Genomic DNA, 19,657 nt, shown 5'->3' with positions numbered 1-19,657 from the left:
ATCGTACCCGGGATAGTCCGCGAGAAACGAGAGGCATCGCGCCTCGCTGTCGCTTTGCGCCTATTCTGACAGGGATACACCGCGGTGCCGGCAGGCTACGTGCTAGCGTGGCTCGCGCTCGATGACGGAGGCGCGCCACGAGGGAGCGACCGCGCTCAGGAACGGGGTGAAGCTCGCCACCTCGCTCGTCCTCACGTGGGGCGTGGCGCTGGTCATCACGTTCAAGCTGCCGCGCTACCTCGGCGAGATCCCGCTCGGCTACTACAAGTTCGGCCTCGACTACGCGACGACGCTCGCGGTCTTCCTCGGCTTCGGGATCGACACGTACATCTCGCGCGAGGTCGCGGTGCGCCCGAAGCACGCGAGCGACTTCTTCGGCGGCGTCGTCCTGGTCCGCGCGCTCGCCGTCCTGCCGCTCGTGCTCTTCGGCTGGGCGCACCTGTCGCTCACGCACACGGTGCCGGGGAAGCAGCTCTCGGCCGCGCTGTTCGGCGTCACGGTGATGTTCGTCGTGCTGAACCAGACTTTCCAGCAGACGCTGCAAGCGGCGTCGCAGGTCGGCGGCCTCGCGGTCGCGAACGTGGTCGCGAAGATCCTGTGGGGCGGCGGCACGCTCGGCGCCATCCTCGCCGGCGCGCCGTTCTGGACGCTGCCGCTCCCGATGCTCGCGTCGGAGATGCTGAAGGCGGCGTTCCTCGGCTACGCGACGCGGAAGGCGGTCGATCTGCGGTTTCGCGTCGACGTCGCCGCGACGAGGAAGGTGCTGCGCGTCGCGTTCCCCTTCTTCATCGCGAACGCGGCGGTCTCCCTCGGCGCGACGCTCGACACGGTGGTCCTGAACGGCCTCGTGCCGGAGGACTCGAAGGAGCTCGGCTGGTACAGCGCCGCGAGCATGATCGCGCGGCTCTCGGCGCTGATGTCGCCCGTGCTCTCGGGCGTGCTCGTCCCGATGATGAGCCGCGCGAAGCACCGGAGCGAGGAGGAGCTCTTCGCCATCCTCCGCCGCGGCCTCGAGGGCGTGATGGTGATCGCGATCCCGCTCACGCTGATGCTCGCGCTCGGCGCCGACTTCATCATCGTCCTGCCGAAGGCCTCGTTCCTCCCCGGCGCGCGGAGCCTCGCCTGGCTCGCCCCCACCTTCGTGCTCGCGTACGCGAACGTGCTGTTGTGGATCGCGCTGATGATCCTCGATCGTTCGTGGACGATCACGGTCATCTCGTTCATCGGCCTCGCGCTCCTCCCCATCTTCATCTTCGCGATCCACCCCTTCGCGAAGTCCCTCGGCGGCGACGGCGCGATCGGCATGGGCGTCGCGATGGCCCTCTCCGCGCGCGAGCTCGTCGTCGCGATCATCTTCTTCGTTTGCATCGGCAAACGCGCGGTGGACGATCGGAGCGTGCGGTCGATCACGAAGAGCCTCGGCATCTGCTGCGCCGTCATCGCGCTTCACGTGAGCCTCGCCCGCTTCGGCCACGCGCGCCTGCTCGCCGACATGGCCCTCTACGCCATCTTGATGCTCATCACCGGCGTCCTCCGCCCCCGCGACGTGAAGGACATCCTGCGCCTCATCAAGAACCGCAAGCAGCTCCAGGCCGAGGCGAAGGGCTGACCGGCGATACGCTGCAACGATGTCGGCGGTGGCCACGCGGGAGCCGGACGTCCTCTACGACGACGGCGGCTCCGACGCGACGAGCGCCCCGACGAGGCACACCACGAACGGCCGCAGCGCCGGCTTCGCGAGCACCTTCTCGTCGACGCCCGACGCGCGGAGCCACGGCCGGTGGAAGAGGAGCGGCGAATACCAGAGGCCGCCGACGACGAACGCGACCACCGCCGCCGCGAGGACGCGCGAGCCAGTTCACGTAGGAAGGATCCATCGCGCGTGGCGTAGCCGCTCGCGCGCACCGGCTCTTGAAGTTTCGTTACCTCGGCAGCCGCTCGCGCGAGCAGCGATCCGCCTCTGCGTCACCGCGCGAGCGCGCGAAGCCAGGTCTTCAAGACGCCGGCCGCTTGGTAGCGCAGCGCGATCTCGAGCGCGCCGGCCTCGGCGATGGCGGCGCCGATCAGGCGCGCGACGACGACGGCGGACAGCGGCCGGAGGACGCGTTCGTCGATCCAGCGCTGCACGAGCGACGTCACGAACGGCTCGTTGACGGCCGCGTCGATCGCGCCGAAGTGCTCGAGCACCCGCGGGCCGTCGCGGAAGAGGATGGCCTGCACCGCGGGCTCCGAGCACGCCGCGAGGTACGCGTCGCACGCCGCCTCGACCTGCGCGAACCCCGACTCGCGCTCGACCGCGCTCACGACGCGCGCGGCGAGCTCGCGATGCAGCTCCGTGACCACCGCCGCGAAGAGCGCATGTTTGCTCGGGAAGTGGTGATAGAGCGCCCCGTGCGTCACGCGCGCTCGCTTGCACACCGCGACGACGCTCGCACCGTCGAAGCCGCGCTCCGCGAACTCGCGCCGCGCGACCGCGAGGAGCCGCGCCCGCGTGAGCTCCTTCTTCGCCTCACGCGTCCGCGCGGTGCGCTTTGACATTACCTCATAATGTTAATTACATTACGCCATCATGTCAAACGACGCGCTGCGGGCCAGCTACGAGAGCCGCTTCATCGGCGCCGGCTACGACGTGCTGTCGCGGCTCGTGTTCGCGCCGGTCGGCGGCCTCGACGAGCTGCGCGACGAGGCGCTCGACCTGGCGGCGATCGCGCGGGGCGAGCGCGTCCTCGAGCTCGGGTGCGGGACCGGTGGGTTCACGCAGCGGCTCCTCGCGCGCGGCGCCGAGGTCCACGCCGTGGACTGGTCGGGCCCCATGCTGAAGGTCGCCCGCCGGCGCGCGCCGCGAGCGACGTTCGAGCAGGCGGAGATCACGTCGTTCCAGCCGACCGAGCGCTACGACCGCGTCCTGTTCGCGTTCGTGCTCCACGAGCTCGACGCGGACGACCGCGCGCACGCGCTCGCCGTCGCCCGGAGCGCGCTCCGACCGGACGGCACGCTCCTCGTCGTCGATCACGCGCTCGCGGCGCAGGGCCTCGTGCCGCGCGCCGTGAGCCGAGTCGTCCACGGCTTCGAGCCGACGACGCTCACCTCCTGGCTCGACGGCCTCGTCGACGAGGTCGCGCGAGCGGGCTTCCACCCCGCCCCCCGCCACCCCCTCGCACGCGGAACCGCGATGGCGCTCATGGCGTATCGATGTCAAGACGAGGCGCGCGAAGGCGACAATCGCTAGACGGCCCCTACGAGCGACTCGCCCTCGCTCGTCGCCGCGATGGTCTCGATGGCGAGGGAGGCGACGCGCTCGAAGACCCTATCGTCCAGGACCAGTCGAGCCGGGACGAAGGCTTCATCAGGGAGCTCCTTGCGCGCTTCCATGAAGTAGAGCAAGGCTTGCTCGACGACGTAGTTCTACTTCAGGCCGTGGCTCTCCGTGAAGCGATCGAGCCGCTCCTTGGTGGCGACCGATGGTCGGCCGAGATCTGCGATTGGTCACTCATCGTCATCCCCACGGTCAGGCATTAAAAACTTGCTGAACCATGGAAAAACTACTCTCTGCGAGTTGGGTGGCAGGCGCGTCACGCGGCCTCTCAGACGCGGTAGACGATGAGCTCGAACGCGCCGACGAAGGCCGCGATGGCGAGCGCGAGGATGATCCATGAACGAAGGCGGCGGCGACGCTCTGCGGCGACGAACGCGGCGGGGTCGGTCTCTTTCTCGCGCTGGCGGCGGCGCTCGAGGATCTTCGGGAGGCGGTGGCTGAAGAGGACGCCGCCTCCGATGCCGAAGCCGATCCAGGAGAGGAGCAGGCCGAGGCCGCTCCCGAGGTCTCCGAGCCACGGCATCCCGACGACCGACCCGAGGACGCTCGCGTGGAAGCCCACCACGAGCGCGGCCGCGACGAGACGGAAGCGCCGGAGCTCACGACGCTCGCGTTCGTCGATCGCGCTCTTGAGCAGCGGGCGCACGAGGAGGAAGACGATCGCGACGAGCACGACGCTCAGCGCGAGCGCCACCATCGAGAAGGTAGGCAGGAGGAGCGCGACCAGGCCGTACCTCGTACGCGGGAGCGCCGTCGCGGTCACGACCGCGGCGGGCGCCAGCATCGCGAGCGCGGTCTTCCCTGCGTTCGGGAGGAGCACGGTGGCCGCGGCGGCGGTCGTGGGCGCCGCGAACGCGAGGCTCCCGGCGACCGCGGCGACGAACGCGACGCCGGCCGCGCTCCTGCCCGCGACCGCGGCGAAGCGCGCCTCGACGCCTTCACGGAGCGCGCCGCGCGCGCGCTCGAGCCGCTTCTTCACCGCCGACTCGCTCAGACCGAGGAGGCGCGCGACCTGACGGACCGACTGCCCCTCGCGGTAGAAGAGGAGGAGCACGTCGCGTGCGTCGTCGGGCATCGCCGCGAGCGCCTCCTCGAGGACGAGCCGCTCCTCCTCCGAGATCGCGGCGTCCTCCGCGCTCGTCTCCGCGGCGCGCTCGCTCGCCTCCGCGTCCCACGGCGCGTGCCGCTTCTCGTAGCGCCGCCGCGACCGCGCGCGCGTCAGCGCCTCATGGCGCGTGAGCTGCCGGAGCCAGGGCAGGAAGCTCTCCGCGCGCCGCAGCGACGGGAGATCGTTCCACGCCTGGAGGTAGACCTCCTGCGCGACGTCCTCGCTCGCGCGGAGATCGCGCAAGATCCCGAGCGCGATCGACGTCACGACGTGCTTCGTCGCGTCGACGAGGCGCGCGAAGGCGACACGATCGCCGCTCGCTGCGCTCCGGACATCCATCGCTTCGTCGATCAAGATCGCCATCGTAGCCTCCGTTCTCGAAGAAGAAGGCGCCGGTCGCGGGCGATGGTGACGAAAAAAGTCGGGCGCCGCGCGCCGCGTCGTTCGGGGCCGGCAGGAACGCTCGCCTGGCGCCGGCCGCCACCGTAACCTGCGGCCGTGTCGGTCGCGGACACACCGCTCCTCGGAGGACGATTCGAGCTGCTCCGCGAGCTCGGCGCCGGCGCGTTCGGGCGGGTCTTCGAGGCTCGCGACACCGAGCGCGGGGCGGTCGTCGCGCTCAAGCGGCTCGTCCACGTCGACGCCGACTCGCTCTATCGCTTCAAGCGCGAGTTCCGCGCCGTCGCCGCGGTGCGGCGCGTGCGAGTGCGCGCTCTACGACGGTGACGCCGCCGCCGCGCACGTCGCACGAATGGAGCTGCTCGCAGCGTCTCGTCGCAGCTTGCACACGGCACGCGGCCCGCTCGGCCTCCTCCGCTGCTACGTGCTGGGCTGCATCGGAGGCGCCGCCGTGCTCGAGGGCGACCGCGACGCAGCGGCGACCGAAGCGAGGACGCTCGAAGCGGAGGCGAGCTTCGGAGCAGAGCTGTGGGCTGCTCTTCCGATCCGCGCCGGCCTAATCAGGGGCAGACGCCGTGACCTTCGGCGCCCACCGCGGCGAGGCGAGGGCCGTTCGGGACGTCGAGGGACGGGTGATCGAACGGGGCGCGCTCCTGCGCGACGCGGCAGTCGGTGAGGCCGTTCTGCAAGAAGTCGACGAGCGCGTCCTTGTAGTTCGGCAGGCTCGCGACGAGCGACGAGATCTGGCGCACCGAGATCGAGACGTCGTCGGCGTGCTCGGACCAGTTGCCGTAGAACGTGACCACGTCCGCGAGCGTGGCCTTGCCGCCGTTGTGGAAGTACGGCGCGGTGAGGCCGACGTTGCGGAGCGACGGTGTCTTGAACGCCCCGCGATCCGCCGGCGCCGCGGTCCGCGAGAAGCTCGCGCGGCCGAGGTCCTCCGGGCTCGGCCCCGACACCGGGCGCACCCCGACGTTGTGGTACCCGACGTCGCCGCCGTCCTGGTTGACGAGGCCGTTCTGCTCCGCGAACGCCCACGACGCGTCCGACAGCTCCGCGCCGAAGTGGCACGTCACGCAGTTGCCCGGCGCGAGAAAAACCCAAAAACCGTACTTTTGCCGATCCGTCAGCGCGGCGAAGTCGCCGGACAGGTAGCGATCGAGCGGCGTGTCGTCCGGCACGAGCGTCGCCTCGTACGCCTGGATCGCCTCGCCCCACACGAGCGAGAACTTCGCCTCCGCGTCGAGGTCGCCGAACGCGGCGGCGACGAGCTCACGATACGTGCACGCGTGATCGCCGCAGCGGAGCGCGGAGCCGCCGAGCACGCCGTCGGTCGGATCGACGTGTTGATGCTGGAGCGCGCGCCGCGCGAGGAGCTTCGCGCCGAGGCCGCCGGGCCCGTTGAAGCCGCGTCCCGCGCAGGACATCTCGATCGGATCGTTCGCGGGCCCGGTCGCCTGCGACGCGAGCGCCGACGCCTCGACGCGCGCGATGCCGTCCTCGCCGGTGAGGTCGACGCCGTTGAAGACGCCGCGCGCGCGGCCGTCCCAGAACAGCTCGCGCATGAACACCGAACCGATGACGGTGGACGAGTTGCGCGGCGTGACCTGCCGCGCTTCGCCGAACACCGGCGACGGCGCGGGCTCGCAGCGATCGGCGCCGCTCGCGAGGTCCTCCGAGAGGCCGACGAAGCGCATCGACGTGACGCCCTGCGAGCCGACGCGATCGTCGTTGTCGATGTTGCCGGGCGTGAGCTCCTGATCGGGCGCGGTGACGCCGAGGCTCGCGAAGCGACCGTCGGGCCCGGGCGCGAGCGTGTTCTTCGTCCGCGTGTCCGCCCCCGCCGCGTAGTGACACGACGCGCACGCGGTCTGCCCGTCCCCGCCCGCCTGCACGTCCCAGAAGAGCGCCTTGCCGAGCCGCACCGCCGCGGCCTGATCGACGATCGCGCTCCCCTTCGGCGCCGGAACGCGCACCGTCTTCAGCGGCTTGATGCGGTCCTGGAGCGACCCCATCACCGCGGTGTCGGTCAGGCTCATCGCGGACTCGTCACGCCCGACCGGCTCCGCCTCCGCGGCGCAGCCCGCGGCCACGACCGCGACGAGCAATCCGATCCCATACTTGTGGCGCACGACCCCGACGGCGTGCCACCGCCGAGCCGCCCGCGCAACCTGTTTCAATCCGAGCGGCTACGGGTTCCAGTGGTACATCAGCGGGGTGTACGTGAGGCCCGCGAACGCCGTGATCTGCGTGAGCTGGTTGAAGCGGATCGCGTTGTCGAAGTCCTGGTAGCCGACGCGGAGGCCCGCGTCGACGGCGACCTCGGGGATGATGTTGTAACGGACGCCCGTCTCGCCGAGGACGATCTGGTACTGCGCGACCGAACGCGGCGTGTTGATGACGCGGCCCTGCGAGAGGTACGCGCGGTAGGCGAAGCGGCCGAGGCCGTAGTTCATCGCGACGCCCGTGATCGCGCGCTGCTCGAGGTCGCCGGAGAAGATGTCGATCCACGGTCCCACCTTCGCGACCGCGCCGATCTGGAGGTGCCCCTTGCGCCCCGGCTCCGCCCCGAACGGCGCCGCGCCGGGCGGGACGCGCGCGACCGTCCACGAGTCCCAGACGATCCACGCCTGCCCCGACGAGAAGATGTTGAAGCCGTTGATCGCGTCGCCGCCGAGCGAGGCGCCGACGGCGATCTCCGACGTGAGGTGGTCGCTGAAGTAGTGGCGCCAACCCTGGAGGAGCTCGGAGCGATAGATCGAGGTCGCGTCGCGCTCCTGCTGAAAGGTCGTGTCGATGAGCGCCCCGCCTAGGGTGGTGATGAGGCGGTCCTCGCGCGTCGCCATGTGATCGAGCTGGAGGCTCGCGCCCGGTCCGCGCGTGAACGCGATGACGCCGCGCGACGGCTCGTCGGCGCCGCCGAACGCGTTGTAGGTCGCGCCCGGGATGAGCGCCGTGCGCGCGCTCAGCTTGATCGGGACGAAGGCCTGCACCTGCGCGAAGATGAGCGTGAAGCGCGCGCCGATCGTCGAAGGCACGATCGGGTTCGGGTCCGGCGGGGGCCCTTCGCCGACCCACGGATCCTGGACGAGGAGCGCGGTCGTCGAGATCGTGCCGTACGCGCCGTAGCCGTAGAGCGAGAGCCGCCACCGCGGCGCGATCTGCTCGTAGCCGGCGCCGAACTTGTGCAGCTGCGAGAACGGCTGGTCGTTCGGATCGTCTTGGTTGAGCGTGTTCGGGTTGATGCGGTTCGGGTTCGGGAACCGGCGATCCCAGTAGCGCGTGTAGATGAGGCGCGGGTTGTAGAGCGCGACGAAGTGCTTCGTGCCGTTCTTCCAGATGTAGTCGTAGCGGAGGAGCGGGTTGATCTCCGTCTCCGCCGCCTTGATGTCGCTACCGGACCGAAGACGCTCCTCCGCCCGGATGGACCCCGCCACCTGGTTCTCCACGTCCATATGCATGACAGCGGAGAACGGAAACACGGCCTCTTACCTTACTGGCTCTTTCCGGCAGGTTGCGTCACAAAATAGGCTCGCGCACGTCGCGCTCGGGGCCCCGCGAACGCGACCGCCACAGCGGTTGCGAAGCAACCCGACGCGCGAAGCGCGGAGGGTCGTGTTCGCGGGGTGGGGGTGTCGGGGGCGAAGCCCCTGACTATGAAAAAGTCGCGAAGACTGGGAGGCCTAGGCGGTCGCGGACGTCGCGGGGCTCGAAGAAGATGCCGGAGAAGCGATCGGCGAGGGCGGCGACGGCGAGCACGGCGGCGATCGTCGACATGACGCCGATCGCGATGGCGATCAGGCCGACCGGGCGCTTCGGGGCGTTGGGGACCTCGGCGGGGTGAACGACGCGGTAGCGCGTCTTGAACGCCGCCTCCGCCGTCTTCATCTCGAGGCGCGCGGCGTCGAGCTGCGCGATGAGGTCCTGGTACTTCTTGTTGACGGCGTCGAACTGGACCTGCGCCTCCTGGACGCTCTTCGTCGTGCCGGCTTGCGGCGTTTCGGGCGCGGCCGGCGCGGGCGTCGGAGCCGCGGCGCGCTTGGGCGCGTTCTCACGCTCCGCCGCGGCCGCCTTCTTCTTCTCCTGGATCTCCTGAATGAGCTCGCGCTCCTCCGCCTTCAGCTTCGCGACCTGCGGCGAGTCCTGCTTCGTCTGCTCGATCGTCTGCTTGAGCGCGATGATCTCGGGGTGCCCCTCCGCGAGCTGCTGCTTCTTCGCGATGAGCTCCTGCTGGAGCTCGGCCTCGCGCCGGATCTTGCCCTCCTGGAGGATCGCGATCTGCTGGTGAAGCGCGTCGAGCTTCGCCTTCAGCGCGGGGTCCGCCGGCTCCGGGCGATCGTTCACGCCGGCGGGCAGGTTCGGGATGATGATGCTGAAGCGCGCCTTCGGGTTCAGCGCCCGCTGCTGGCGATCGAGCTCGGTCGCCGCGATCTCGAGGTCCTTGTGCGCGGCGGCGACGCTCGACTCGAGGATCTTCACGCGCTCGGGGATGACGCCGACCTCGGCCTGGAAGCGGGACTCGAGGAAGTTCTTCACCGCCGCCTCGACGATGTCGCGCGCGGCCTCGGGCTCGGACCACTCGAGGCGGATCGTGACCGTCGCGCCGTCGACCCACACCTTGAGGCTGTTGTGGATCTTGTTCACGAGCGCGTCGTACTTGTCCTCGTCGCTCGACGGGGCCTTCCCCATCTTGCGGTTGATCTTGTCGATGAGACGGCGGTGCGGCTGGCGCATGTCGTCCCAGCGCGCGACGAGGTTCTTCTGGCGAACGATGGCGACGACGTTGTCCTTCGCCATCACCTGCTCCTCGTACTCCTTCGCGACGTTGCGCATCTCCTCCGGCGAGAGCTGCTGCTGCTGGCCACCGGTGAGGATGTTCGTGCGCTGCACGAGGATGCGCGCTTCGACCTCGTAGTTGCGAGGCGCGAAGATGGTGCCGAGCACCGTGAGCGCGCCGCAGATCATCACGACGACGAAGGAGAGCCCCTTGCGCCGCTTCGCCGAGCGCGCGGCCTCGGAGATCCGCTCCTTGATCGCGATGTTCGGTCCGTCGTCGTCGTCGTTGCCGCCGCCGCGGTTACCGCCGCCGCCACCTTGTTGGGTGCGGCCACCGCCGCCGCCGCCGCCGATCTGGAGTTTGTGGTCGGGCCGGAAGAGAGTCGCTTCTTCGATACGAGCCATCGTTACCTTGTCTTGTCGTTCAGCTTAGCTTCGATTTTACACTCGTGCCCGTCTCGCTCACTCGGGAGTCGAGAAGGGATCGGACGAAGCCGGAGCCGCCGGGGTGCTGGCCGGCGGCGGTTCCGGGCTCGCCGGGGCAGGAGAAGGAAGGGGGGGCGGCGGATTCCGGGCCGACGAACGCGGCGGATGCCACGCCGGAGGCGGCGCGATCGCAGAGATCGGCCGAGCTCCGGCCTCGCGCGCCTCGGGGAGTGGATCGCCGATGACCATCCCCGTCGAGGCCGGGACGGGCGCCGGGAGCGGGTCGGCGACGGCGGACGTGAGCGTCGCCGGGACCAGCGCGGGCTCGTCGTGCGAGCGGTCGTGCGCGCGCGCCTCGGAGGAGCTGCTCTCCGACGCGAAGAACGCGATCAGGCCGATCGCGCCCGCGAGCATCGCGAAGCTCACGAGCCACAGGCTCGTGCCGGCGCGCTTCGGCGCGAGCTGGGACATGAGCGCGTTCGTGTCCTCGAACCGAACCGTGCCGCCGACCGCGGGGTAGCTCGCGTCGGCGGGCGCCTCATCGTCGAGCTCGTCCTCGCTCACGCCCGCGATCGGCGCGCGCGCGATCGCGACCGGGAGCGCCGCGGCCGCGCCGGTGTGTCCTTCGGGGTGCTCGGACAACGGCTCCGGCGCCGGGAACGGCAACGTCCGCCGCGCGGGCGCCGCACGCATCGAGACCGGCGCCGCGTCGCCGAGGCCCGCGGCGCGACGTGCGTCGCGGAGCGCGCGGCGGAACGCGTCGACCGACTGCCAGCGGTCCGCCTTGTCGAAGCGGAGCGCGGTGTCGATCACGTTCACGAGCGCGGGGTGGAGGTCCTGCTTCACGAGCGAGATCGAGCGCGCCTGCACCGTACCCGCCGCGAGGAGCTTCGCCTGCACGTGGGGCCCGAGGTGGACGGTCTCGCCGGTGAGCGCGGTGAAGAGCGTCGCGCCGAGGGAGTAGATGTCCGCGCGGTGGTCGATCTCGTCGCGCGCGCCGACGGCCTGCTCCGGCGACATGAACGACGGCGTGCCGAGCACCATCCCGAAGAGCGACATCTTGTTCCGCGACTTCGAGGTCTCGAGCACGCGCGCGACGCCGAAGTCGAGCAGCTTCACGTCGCCGTCCTCGCAGACGAAGACGTTCTGAGGCTTCAGATCGCGATGGACGATCCCCGCCGCGTGCACGGCGTGGAGCGCGTCCATGAGCGCGTCGGCGACGTCGAGCGCCTCGGCGACGTCGATGCGACCGCCGCGCTCCTGGCGCAGCGCCTCGAGCGTCTTGCCGTCGAGGAGGTCCATGACGAGGAAGACGCAGCCGTCGTCCGTCATGCCGTCGTCGAGGACGCGGACGATCGCCGAGTGCTTCACCTGGTTCGTGAGGTAGCCCTCGCCGAGGAAGCGCTCGCAGACCTTGGGGTCCGTGCAGAGGGTGGGGTGGAGGATCTTGAGCGCGGCCTTGGCGCCGTTCCGATGCGTGACGGCGTACACCGAGGCCATCGAGCCGCTGCCGAGCAGAGCGTCGACGCGCCACTTGCCGCCGATGATGGTGTGGAGCCGGCGGTCTTCCTTCTGAGCCATGACGCGGGAACGAAGAGCATGTGCGGTGCCAACGCTCGCGCTGGCGGGTCCGTTACGAATGCTCCATCCATTCGCGGCGTTGACGGACGAGCGGCGCACGGTCTCATCCCGCCGCGTCACGCAGCACGCACGGCGAGACGAGACGCCACGGCGAACGCGACGCCGAAGGTGATCAAGGTCATGTAGCTGTTGAGCCCTTGGTCGCCCCAGATCTGGATGACGCAGACCGCGACCATGCCGAGCGCCGCGAGCGCGGCCGATCGCTCGAGCGGCGTCTCCGCCGATCGGTACCCGCGCATCGCCATCGTCCCGGCGAGCGGATAGATCATCCAGATCAGCGTGAACCCGAGCACGCCCGCGATCGACCAGAGCCACAGCACGCCGTTGTGCGCGATGAGGCGATAGTTCTTGAACGTGTCGGTCAGGTCGACGGGCGGGTTCGCCGGCGAGTAGTCGTACTCGTGGCCGAAGCCGCGCATCACGACCGGGCTCTCTTGCAGCGTGTAGATCAGGTTCTCGTTCTCGATGTCGCGCGAGAGCGACGACGCGTCCTTCTGGTCGAGCACGGACACGATGCTCTTCGCCGGCTTGAACACGGCGGAGCTCGAGCTCACCTCCGAGCCGACGAGGACGTAGCCGGCGAGGACGGGCGCGGCGAGGAGGAGCGCGGCGGTCACGCGGCGCTTCCGCTTCGACGGATCGAGCGCGAGGTAGATGAGGAACGGCGCGATCGCGAGGCTGACGAACGCGAGGCGCCGGTTGTTGAGGACGATCGCGAAGAGGATGAACGCGCCGAGGCCGAGCGCGCGGAGCGTGACGTGCCTCCGCCGCTGCTCGAGCGCGTGCGCGAAGAGGATGACGAGCGCGCTGACGAAGAGGACCGTGTCGGAGTGGTTCGTGCACCACTCCGGCTTCCCCGGCATCGCGGTGATGCCTTGCGGCATACACACGCCGAAGTAGACGAAGACGACGAGCGCCGAGCGCGCGAGCGCGGCGACGACGTACGCGGTGCCGACCGCGGCGAGGTCCTCCGGCACGCGCAGCGCGTACAAGAAGAGGAGCCCGACGATCGGGAGCTGCAGCATGTGGATCGTCTGGCGGAACGTCCAGTCCGTCTGGCCGCCGCGAAGGAGGCCGTACACCGCGAGCGTGACGACGCTCGAGAGGAAGACGAGGAGCGCGCCCTTCGCGAAGGCGGGCGGCTCGGTGTAGCCCACTTTTTTCGTGCTGATCGCGCGATGGAGCAAGAAGCCGGTGACGACGAGGAAGGTCGAGAACGACGCCCCGGGGACGCCGGCGAGCTCCTTCAGCGTGCCGAAGTACGCGACCGCCGACGGCCACATGACCGAGTTCCAGTAGCCGCCCTCGCCGAGCTCCCGGAACATGACCTCGCTGAACGGCTCGATGAAGAGCGCGAGCGCGAGGTAGATGCGGAGGCTCTTCTGGAGCGGCAGCCGCGCCATCGCCCACGCGAGGAGCGGCATCCACACGACCGCGAACGCGGAGTCGAGGCGGAAGCTGTTCGCCCAGGCGCCGGGGCTGGCGAACCGCGGGTGCGACGCGAACCAGAGGAACGCCGACGCGAGGAAGACGCCGCCGATGACGGAGGTGGTCGTCTTCCAGCCGTTGTCCGCGAAGACGACGCGATCGTCGATCTCTACGCGCTGCGGCTTCTCGCCGAAGGCGCCGTAGTGCTTCTGGACCCGGTCGTGGAGATCGGCGAATTCTGCCTCACGTGCGACCGTCGATGCGCTCTTGAAGCTCGTCCCGTGACGTGTCCCTTCCGGCGCCGGATCCTCTTCCTTCTCCTCTTTATCTCCGAGGATCCGTTCGTCGAGCGTCGCCGTGTCATCGAGCATGGCCTCGCAGCACAGCAAGACTTCGTCCACCTGGACGATGCCGCGCGGGGCGATGCGGCACCATGATGAGCCGCCTTGAAGAAGCTCGCCGTCCTCGCCCTCTTCCTTCTCCTCCTCACATGCTGTTCGGACTCGAGCTCGGCCCCCGCCGGCGACGGCGCGGCCGACCGGATCGACTTCGAGCTCGGTCCGCGCACGAAGATGCTCGACGCCGCCGCCCTCGCCGCCCTCGCGCCGGGCGCGGACGCCTCGCAGACGCTGACGTTCGACGAGGGCTTCGGCACCACCCTCGCGCGCGGCGACGTGCTCCTCGCGGGCGTGAGCGAGAAGACGCCGAAGGGCCTCCTTCGCCTCGTCCGCGGGACGACGACGGAGGGAGGAAAGACACGGGTCGACACCGTCATGGTGCCGCTCCAGCTCGCGTTCAAGCGGCTCGACGTGCACCTCGAACGGCGCCTCGACACGTCGGGGACTGCGCCTGCGCCGCCGCCGCGCACGCGCCCGCTCGCGAAGATCTTCGAGGTCGGCGGCACGAAGCAGATCGACGAGCTCGTCTTCGACGGCGACAACGACCCCGGCACGCTCGAGAACCAGCTCCGCCTCCAGAACCTCTACGAAGGCGGGGTGGAGCTCTCGTTCGACCTCCGCTTCGACTGGGGCTTCGTCGATCTGATCATCGACGGCCTCGACAAGCTGCTGAAGTGCACGGTGACGTTCGGGCTCGCGCCGGGCTGCCCAGACCTGAAGGTCCCCGAGCTCTCGGTCAGCATGGAGTTCAAGGCCGGCGTCGCGACGACGTTCGATCAGTCCGGCGCGGCATCGATCCCGTACAAGACGGCGAAGTTTCAGATCGGAGAGGGAAAGACCTTCGATCCGATCCCGATCGGACCGCTCGTCTTCCTCCCGGAGCTGACCTTCGAGGGCCACAGCGAGGGCAAGGCGGGCAGCTTCAGCCGCATCGCCGGACACTCCGAGGTCGGGTTCGCGGTCGGGGGCACGCTGTCGACCTCGAGCGGCCTCCACCTCAGCGCGGAGCCGAAGCAGGTCTTCGAGGTCTCGAAGGTGGAGGCCTTCCTCGACGCGCGGACGTCGACGAGCATCGGGCCGAAGCTCAAGATGCTCGCGTACGGAGCGATCGGCCCCACCTTCGGCGTCGAGTTCGTGAGCGAGCTCGACGTCGACCGCACGCGCGACGCCGACTGCTACCGCGCGAGCGTCGGGATCGACGGGACCGCCGGCTTCGAGGTGCGCTTCCCGTGGGCCGCGATCGGACAGAAGATCACGGGGAGCCCCGAGATCGGCGCCGACGTCGCGAAGGTCGCCGCCATCTTCGGGCTCGACGGGACGATCTTCTCGAAGTCGAAGACGTTCGAGGTGTTCCCGCTGCAGCAGGTCGCGGCGGGTCCGTGCACCGCGCCGCCGCCGGGCACCCTCCCGCCCGGCATCCCCGCCGACGACACGCTCGCGAACCCGCCCTTCGTGCCGTGGGCGCAGCGCTGGGACGAGCCGGGCCATCACTACAAGTTCTCGGCCTATCCGCACAACGCGCGCGCGCGGCTCGCGCTCGCGGCCGACGGCAACCTCTGGGCCGTCGCCTCGCCGAGCACCGTCGCGCGTCGCTTCACGATCGACGGCGCGCAGCTCACCGCGCACCGCTTCCTCGCGCGCGAGGACGACAAGGACGTGCCGCGCGCGCTCTCGGACGTGCTCGTCCGGCACGACCTCGGGACGTGGCTCCTCTTCGAGAGCGGCGACGTCGCGCGCCTCGCGCCGAACCGGACGTTGTCCGGCGCCTACCGGTACACCGTGCCGGTGAACGGCGAGGAGGTCGCGACGTTGCGCATGGGCGTCACCGGACCCGACGATCGGAGCGCGCTCGTCTTCGGCATCCGCGAATACGGGAACAACTTCGACAACGCGATCGTGATCGCGGAGCTCGCGCCGAACGGAGCGGTCGAGCGCGCGCAGCGCTTCGGCTACGCGACCTCGTCCGGCGTGCAAGCGGAGTTCCTCCGCGCGGTACGTGCGATCTACAACCAGGCCGGGGACCTCGTCGTCGCGGGCGAGGACGAGCCCGGCGCGGCGCAGCTCGACACGCGCTGCGTCGTCTTCTCCCTCAAGCCGGACGGCGCGATCGGCTTCGCGACGAAGCTCGCCTCGACGTCGGACAACGGCACCTGCCAGGTCGGCGCGCTCGCGGAGGCGGCGAACGGAGACCTCCTCGTCCCCGCGAGCGACGGCCACACGTTCGCGAACGCCGCGCTCACGATCGTCCTCGACCGCGCCGGCGCGCTCCGACACGCCGCGTCCTTCCGTCTCGGCGGCGAGTCCTTCATCACCCCGACCGCGATCCTCCCGCTGCCGTCGAGCGGCTACGTCGTGGTCGGCAGCGACATGCGCAGCGCGGGGGTGCCGGGCACGTTCCTCCTCCGCCTCGACGCGCTCGGCCGCGCCCTCGACGGCAAGGTCTACCGCGCGAAGACGGAGGGCATCTCGCTCGGCTTCGTCGACGCCTTCCTCGCGAAGGACGCCGGCGTCGTCTTCGGCGGCCTCGCCGACTGGGGAGACCTCGCCGCCTCGACGGACACGACGCGCTTCTTCGCCGGCAAGGCGTTCGCGAAGGACGGCGCGCTCCCGTTCAACGCCGCCGCCGACGCGACGATGACGGACCTCGGCCCGTCGGCGCCCACCATCACGGCGACCGCGGCGGCGTTCGCGCCCGCGGCCGCGCCCGTCACGGTGACCGTCGCGCCGGTGACGCTGCGGATGGAGGAGCTACCCGTCACCGCGACGACGTTCGCGCCGTAGCTCGGCTACCAGCAGGTCTTCGACCGGATCGCGCCCGTGAGCTGCTGCGCCATGATGGCGTGCACCTCGAGGTTCGGGTGGTAGTCGCAGCCGAGGCCGTAGCGGAAGCCCATCTCGACGAGGTCCATCGCGTAGACCTTGCCGTCGCCGCCCTTGTTGCGCTCGGACGCGATGCGCCGGAGGACGTCTTTCATCTTCGTCCGCGCGTTGTCGAGCGGGAACTGGTCGGTCAGCATCGGCGGCGTCGCGAGGAAGACGTGCGCGTTCGGCCGGCGCTCGCGGACCTTCTGCACGAAGTCGGCGTACGTCTTGTAGAACTTCTCCATCTCCTCCGGGAAGTTCAGGTCGCCGTCGGGCTGGTTGTCGCCCGGGAGCGCGCCCTCCTCCGCGTTCTCGGGGAGGTCGGGCTTCGTGTCGCGCGCGAAGTCGTTCGTCCCGAGGCTGATGACGACGACCTGCGGCTTGTCCTCTTCCTTCTCCTGCGCGAAGTCCCAGAGCGGCTCCTTCGCCGCCGCGAGGGTGCGCTCCCAGAGCTGCGGGACCGTCGTCGTCGCGTCGTCGACCGGCACCGGCGCGCCCGTCGGATCGATGCGGACGTTCTCCTTGTAGTTCTTGTAGACGCCCTTGCCCGACCAGCAGAGAGTCACGACGTCCGCGTCGAGGTTGCGCGCCGTCTGCGACGTGAAGGACAGGTACTGGTTCTCCGTCAGCGGCACCGTCACCGGCGCGACCTTCCCGTCGGGGAGCTTCACCTCGCGGATCTTCACCTCGAACGGGCACGTCGCGTTCGACCCGGTGTTGCCGTAGCCGCACGTGATCGAGTCGCCGATGACCTCCATGCGCCGGAAGCGCCGCCGGCTCTCGAGGAACTCGCCGCCGTTCAGGTCGATGCCCGAGTAGAGGAGGCCGCCCTTCTGCGCCTCGGTGTTCTTCCAGATCGTGACCTCGTGCGGACCGTCGGAGAGGCCGCCGATTTCGAAGCTCGCCTCAGGCGTGATCGTGGGGTTGCCCTTCGCGTCCTTCGTCACCGTGATCTGGCGCGTGACGGGCGCGAGGTTGTCGACCACGACCTCGACGAGCTGGTCTTGCGGGTTCTGGCTCGCGGGGAGCGCGAGCTTCACCGTGACCTTCTTCGTGCCACGGAACCGGAACGTGATGTGGTTGCCGGACCAGTCGAAGTACGTCGCCGTCTCGGCCGGGGCGCCGGTCTCGGGATCGGCGGGCTTCGGCAGCTGAAAGCGCCCCACGAGCTTCTCGCCCTTCGGGCCGTCGAGGCTGCTCTTCGGCTCGATGTTCGAGCGCGCGCCGCAGTTCGCGGGCTCTCCGGTGACGCCGCCGTTCTCCTCCGGCGTGTTGCGATCGGTGAGCGGGATCACGCACGCGGGGAGCGTGAGCGCGAGGATGCTCGCGATGGCACGGGGGCGAAGGAGGTTGGACAAGGCGCCTCAGGAAGTTCTAGCAGGCCGGCACGCGCTTTGTCTGGAGGCAACGCGCATGCTGACGGCCCCGACGCGAACGCCCACGGTTCAGCCGCGCTTCTCGCGCGGACGTGCCCGGGTCGCGCCGGCATCTTCGCCACAGCATGTGCTGCCCGCCCCACGTTAGAAGCCGTTTGGAGGAAGTTTTGGATATACTCGACCGTGCCGACTCCCGCCGAGGTACCGTGCCGCATAGCGACGCGCCTCCCCCGCTCGGGACTCCCATCAGCGACCCTCCTCCGGCCATGTCTCATCATCCGAATCCGCCCTTGATGATGCTCGATACGGGGATGGGGACGGGACCTTCCGGGTCCAACACCATGGACCCGGTCTGGCAGCGTCTCTGGCTCCGGTGCCAGCAGCACGACTGGCAGTCGCTCGCCTTCATTGGCTCGAGCAAGCGCGACCCGGACGGCATCCTCGAGATCGCACATGGCATGGCCCGCCTCGCGAGCGAGCTCGGCCAGGAGCTCACCGTGTTCGACGCGCGCCAGCTCGGCCTCAAGGACATGAACCGGATGCTCGCGCAGATCCAGAGCATCACGAGCCGCGGCAAGCGCTGCATCGTCGTCCTGAACCTCGTCACCGTGAACGCCACCACGGTGCCGATGGCGCAGAACGTCGACGCCGCGCTCCTGGGCGTCTTCATCGGCGAGACCAGCACCGTCGCCGCCTCCCGCACCGTGGACGAGGTCGGTCGCCCCAAGTTCCTCGGCTCGGTCGTCCTGAACGCGTCGCTGGCGAAGTGAAGCGGCTCGCCGTCGTGGCGCTCGCGGCGGCGGCGGCGTGCGGCGATCGTCCGCCGTCCTCGCCGTCGGCGTGGGCTCCGCCGCCGGAGCCGGAGACGACGGTCGCACCCGCGAGCGCCCCGCCGGACGCGAAGGCGCCGAGCGGCGAAGGTCTCATCACGCCGTGGCTCGAGGTGAAGGACAAGCGCATCCGCCTCCCGAACGGCAAGCCGTTCCACGGCCGCGGCGCCAACGTGCATGATACACGCGCCTGCGACTCCTGCTCCTTCGCCCCGCCGGTCGTCTCGGAGGTGCTCCGCCGCATCGACGTCCTCACCGACGAGTGGAACGCGAGCTTCCTCCGCCTCCTCCTCGAGGCCTACCCCGACGACGGGAGGGCGAAGATCGGGAACGCGCGCACGCACTACCGGAACATCCTCGACGACGAGGACTACTTCCGCGACGTGATGCGGATGATCGGGCACGTCGGGAAGAAGAAGGGCGTCTACGTCCTCGTCTCGCTCTGGCAAGACCCCACCTTCACGCCGCTCGGCTGGCCGTCGGCGAAGACCGCGCTCGTGTGGAAGAAGCTCGCCGGCGCGCTGCGCGACATGCCGTTCGTGATGTTCGGGATCGTCAACGAGCCGAAGGACAACTGGGACGGCAAGCAAGACGCGGAGGTGTGGGCGGCGATGAACGGCGCGGTCGCCGCGATCCGATCGGTGGAGCGCCCGGAGCGTCCGCACGTCGTCACGGTGCAGGGGACGCGCGACTACGGGCGCTCGCTCGACTACTACGTCACGCACCCGATCACGGCGGGCAACGGCGTCAACGTCGCGTACGAGACGCACGTCTACAACCGAGCGAACCGGTTCGACGAGCTCGTCGTGCGCCCGGCGCGCTCGCTCCCCGTCGTCATCGGCGAGATGGGGCCGCTCCAGAACCAGGACGTCACGATGTTCCCCGAGGACTGCACGAAGCTGTGGGACGTCGCCGAGCGCCACGACGTGCCGTGGCTCGCGTGGTCGTTCCACAACAACTGCCCGCCGAACCTCGTCACCGAGCGGAAGAACCAGTGCATCGCGGGCGCGCCGCTCGAGCCGACGCCGTGGGGCCGCATGACGAAGGCGCGCCTCGCGCACAAGTGGTGACGCGTTCGGCCCGGAAGGTGCAAGAAT

At 69.9% G+C, this 19,657-nt stretch carries 16 protein-coding genes; 6 read left to right on the top strand and 10 right to left on the bottom strand.

What is annotated here, in order from left to right:
* The first annotated feature begins 121 nt into the window (after positions 1 to 121).
* Positions 122 to 1,609 (top strand): oligosaccharide flippase family protein, encoded by a 1,488-nt coding sequence (locus KF837_09225; protein MBX3227484.1) that lies wholly within the window; start codon positions 122 to 124, stop codon positions 1,607 to 1,609.
* Between the two features lie 54 nt (positions 1,610 to 1,663).
* Here KF837_09225 and KF837_09220 read toward each other — a convergent pair whose 3' ends face one another.
* Together KF837_09220 and KF837_09215 are read right to left on the bottom strand one after the other, a co-directional pair.
* Entirely contained in the window at positions 1,664 to 1,831 is a 168-nt protein-coding gene (locus tag KF837_09220; GenBank protein ID MBX3227483.1) for a DUF1761 family protein, read from the bottom strand.
* Between the two features lie 134 nt (positions 1,832 to 1,965).
* Positions 1,966 to 2,538 carry a TetR/AcrR family transcriptional regulator gene (locus tag KF837_09215; protein ID MBX3227482.1) on the bottom strand — a complete coding sequence of 191 codons (573 nt, stop codon included), beginning with the start codon at positions 2,536 to 2,538 and terminating at the stop codon, positions 1,966 to 1,968.
* A 31-nt stretch (positions 2,539 to 2,569) separates the two neighbouring features.
* Here KF837_09215 and KF837_09210 point away from each other — a divergent pair, with 31 nt between their 5' ends.
* Positions 2,570 to 3,229 (top strand): class I SAM-dependent methyltransferase, encoded by a 660-nt coding sequence (locus KF837_09210; protein MBX3227481.1) that lies wholly within the window; start codon positions 2,570 to 2,572, stop codon positions 3,227 to 3,229.
* On the opposite strand, the gene KF837_09205 is transcribed toward KF837_09210, so the two are convergent.
* A complete protein-coding gene (locus tag KF837_09205) occupies positions 3,226 to 3,384 on the bottom strand; it encodes a hypothetical protein (GenBank protein ID MBX3227480.1) in 159 nt (52 codons plus the stop codon). The two genes, KF837_09210 and KF837_09205, sit on opposite strands and share 4 nt — an antisense overlap.
* A 200-nt stretch (positions 3,385 to 3,584) precedes the next feature.
* A complete protein-coding gene (locus KF837_09200; GenBank protein MBX3227479.1) occupies positions 3,585 to 4,787 on the bottom strand; it encodes a sigma-70 family RNA polymerase sigma factor in 1,203 nt (400 codons plus the stop codon).
* Positions 4,788 to 4,922: 135 nt separating this feature from the next.
* Between KF837_09200 and KF837_09195 the strand changes: the two genes are divergently transcribed.
* Entirely contained in the window at positions 4,923 to 5,150 is a 228-nt protein-coding gene (locus KF837_09195) for a hypothetical protein (GenBank protein ID MBX3227478.1), read from the top strand.
* 233 nt (positions 5,151 to 5,383) lie between these two features.
* Here the strand turns inward: KF837_09195 and KF837_09190 are convergent, their stop codons facing one another.
* The 5 genes from KF837_09190 to KF837_09170 form a co-directional block, all read right to left on the bottom strand.
* On the bottom strand, positions 5,384 to 6,931 hold the full coding sequence (locus KF837_09190) for a hypothetical protein (GenBank protein ID MBX3227477.1): 1,548 nt from the start codon (positions 6,929 to 6,931) through the stop codon (positions 5,384 to 5,386).
* Between the two features lie 81 nt (positions 6,932 to 7,012).
* Positions 7,013 to 8,305 (bottom strand): hypothetical protein, encoded by a 1,293-nt coding sequence (locus KF837_09185; protein ID MBX3227476.1) that lies wholly within the window; start codon positions 8,303 to 8,305, stop codon positions 7,013 to 7,015.
* A gap of 172 nt (positions 8,306 to 8,477) precedes the next feature.
* Complete coding sequence (locus KF837_09180) at positions 8,478 to 10,004, bottom strand: hypothetical protein (protein MBX3227475.1); 1,527 nt, start codon at positions 10,002 to 10,004, stop codon at positions 8,478 to 8,480.
* A 57-nt stretch (positions 10,005 to 10,061) separates the two neighbouring features.
* Entirely contained in the window at positions 10,062 to 11,606 is a 1,545-nt protein-coding gene (locus KF837_09175) for a serine/threonine protein kinase (protein ID MBX3227474.1), read from the bottom strand.
* Between the two features lie 116 nt (positions 11,607 to 11,722).
* Entirely contained in the window at positions 11,723 to 13,465 is a 1,743-nt protein-coding gene (locus KF837_09170) for an O-antigen ligase family protein (protein ID MBX3227473.1), read from the bottom strand.
* 75 nt (positions 13,466 to 13,540) lie between these two features.
* Between KF837_09170 and KF837_09165 the strand changes: the two genes are divergently transcribed.
* Entirely contained in the window at positions 13,541 to 16,273 is a 2,733-nt protein-coding gene (locus KF837_09165; protein MBX3227472.1) for a hypothetical protein, read from the top strand.
* Positions 16,274 to 16,278: 5 nt separating this feature from the next.
* On the opposite strand, the gene KF837_09160 is transcribed toward KF837_09165, so the two are convergent.
* Positions 16,279 to 17,712, bottom strand: a complete 1,434-nt coding sequence (locus tag KF837_09160) for a hypothetical protein (GenBank protein MBX3227471.1) — start codon at positions 17,710 to 17,712, stop codon at positions 16,279 to 16,281.
* Positions 17,713 to 18,071: 359 nt separating this feature from the next.
* Here KF837_09160 and KF837_09155 point away from each other — a divergent pair, with 359 nt between their 5' ends.
* Positions 18,072 to 18,500 (top strand): hypothetical protein, encoded by a 429-nt coding sequence (locus KF837_09155; GenBank protein MBX3227470.1) that lies wholly within the window; start codon positions 18,072 to 18,074, stop codon positions 18,498 to 18,500.
* On the top strand, positions 18,497 to 19,630 hold the full coding sequence (locus KF837_09150; protein ID MBX3227469.1) for a cellulase family glycosylhydrolase: 1,134 nt from the start codon (positions 18,497 to 18,499) through the stop codon (positions 19,628 to 19,630). The genes KF837_09155 and KF837_09150 overlap by 4 nt, the downstream gene beginning before the upstream one ends.
* Positions 19,631 to 19,657 lie beyond the last annotated feature (27 nt).

Origin of the sequence: Labilithrix sp. (genome assembly GCA_019637155.1) — a bacterium.
GTDB lineage: Bacteria > Myxococcota_A > Polyangia > Polyangiales > Polyangiaceae > Labilithrix.
Note: the sequence above shows the minus strand (reverse complement) of the source record. Positions and strands in the feature narration are given on the sequence as shown.

Bases quoted from the DNA above. Each gene is read 5' to 3' on its own strand.
- KF837_09180 (MBX3227475.1), bottom strand. From the start codon at position 10,004: ATGGCTCGTATCGAAGAAGCGACTCTCTTCCGGCCCGACCACAAACTC.
- KF837_09170 (MBX3227473.1), bottom strand. From the start codon at position 13,465: ATGCTCGATGACACGGCGACGCTCGACGAACGGATCCTCGGAGATAAA.
- KF837_09175 (MBX3227474.1), bottom strand. From the start codon at position 11,606: ATGGCTCAGAAGGAAGACCGCCGGCTCCACACCATCATCGGCGGCAAG.
- KF837_09215 (MBX3227482.1), bottom strand. From the start codon at position 2,538: ATGTCAAAGCGCACCGCGCGGACGCGTGAGGCGAAGAAGGAGCTCACG.
- KF837_09155 (MBX3227470.1), top strand. From the start codon at position 18,072: ATGGACCCGGTCTGGCAGCGTCTCTGGCTCCGGTGCCAGCAGCACGAC.
- KF837_09210 (MBX3227481.1), top strand. From the start codon at position 2,570: ATGTCAAACGACGCGCTGCGGGCCAGCTACGAGAGCCGCTTCATCGGC.
- KF837_09200 (MBX3227479.1), bottom strand. From the start codon at position 4,787: ATGGCGATCTTGATCGACGAAGCGATGGATGTCCGGAGCGCAGCGAGC.
- KF837_09225 (MBX3227484.1), top strand. From the start codon at position 122: ATGACGGAGGCGCGCCACGAGGGAGCGACCGCGCTCAGGAACGGGGTG.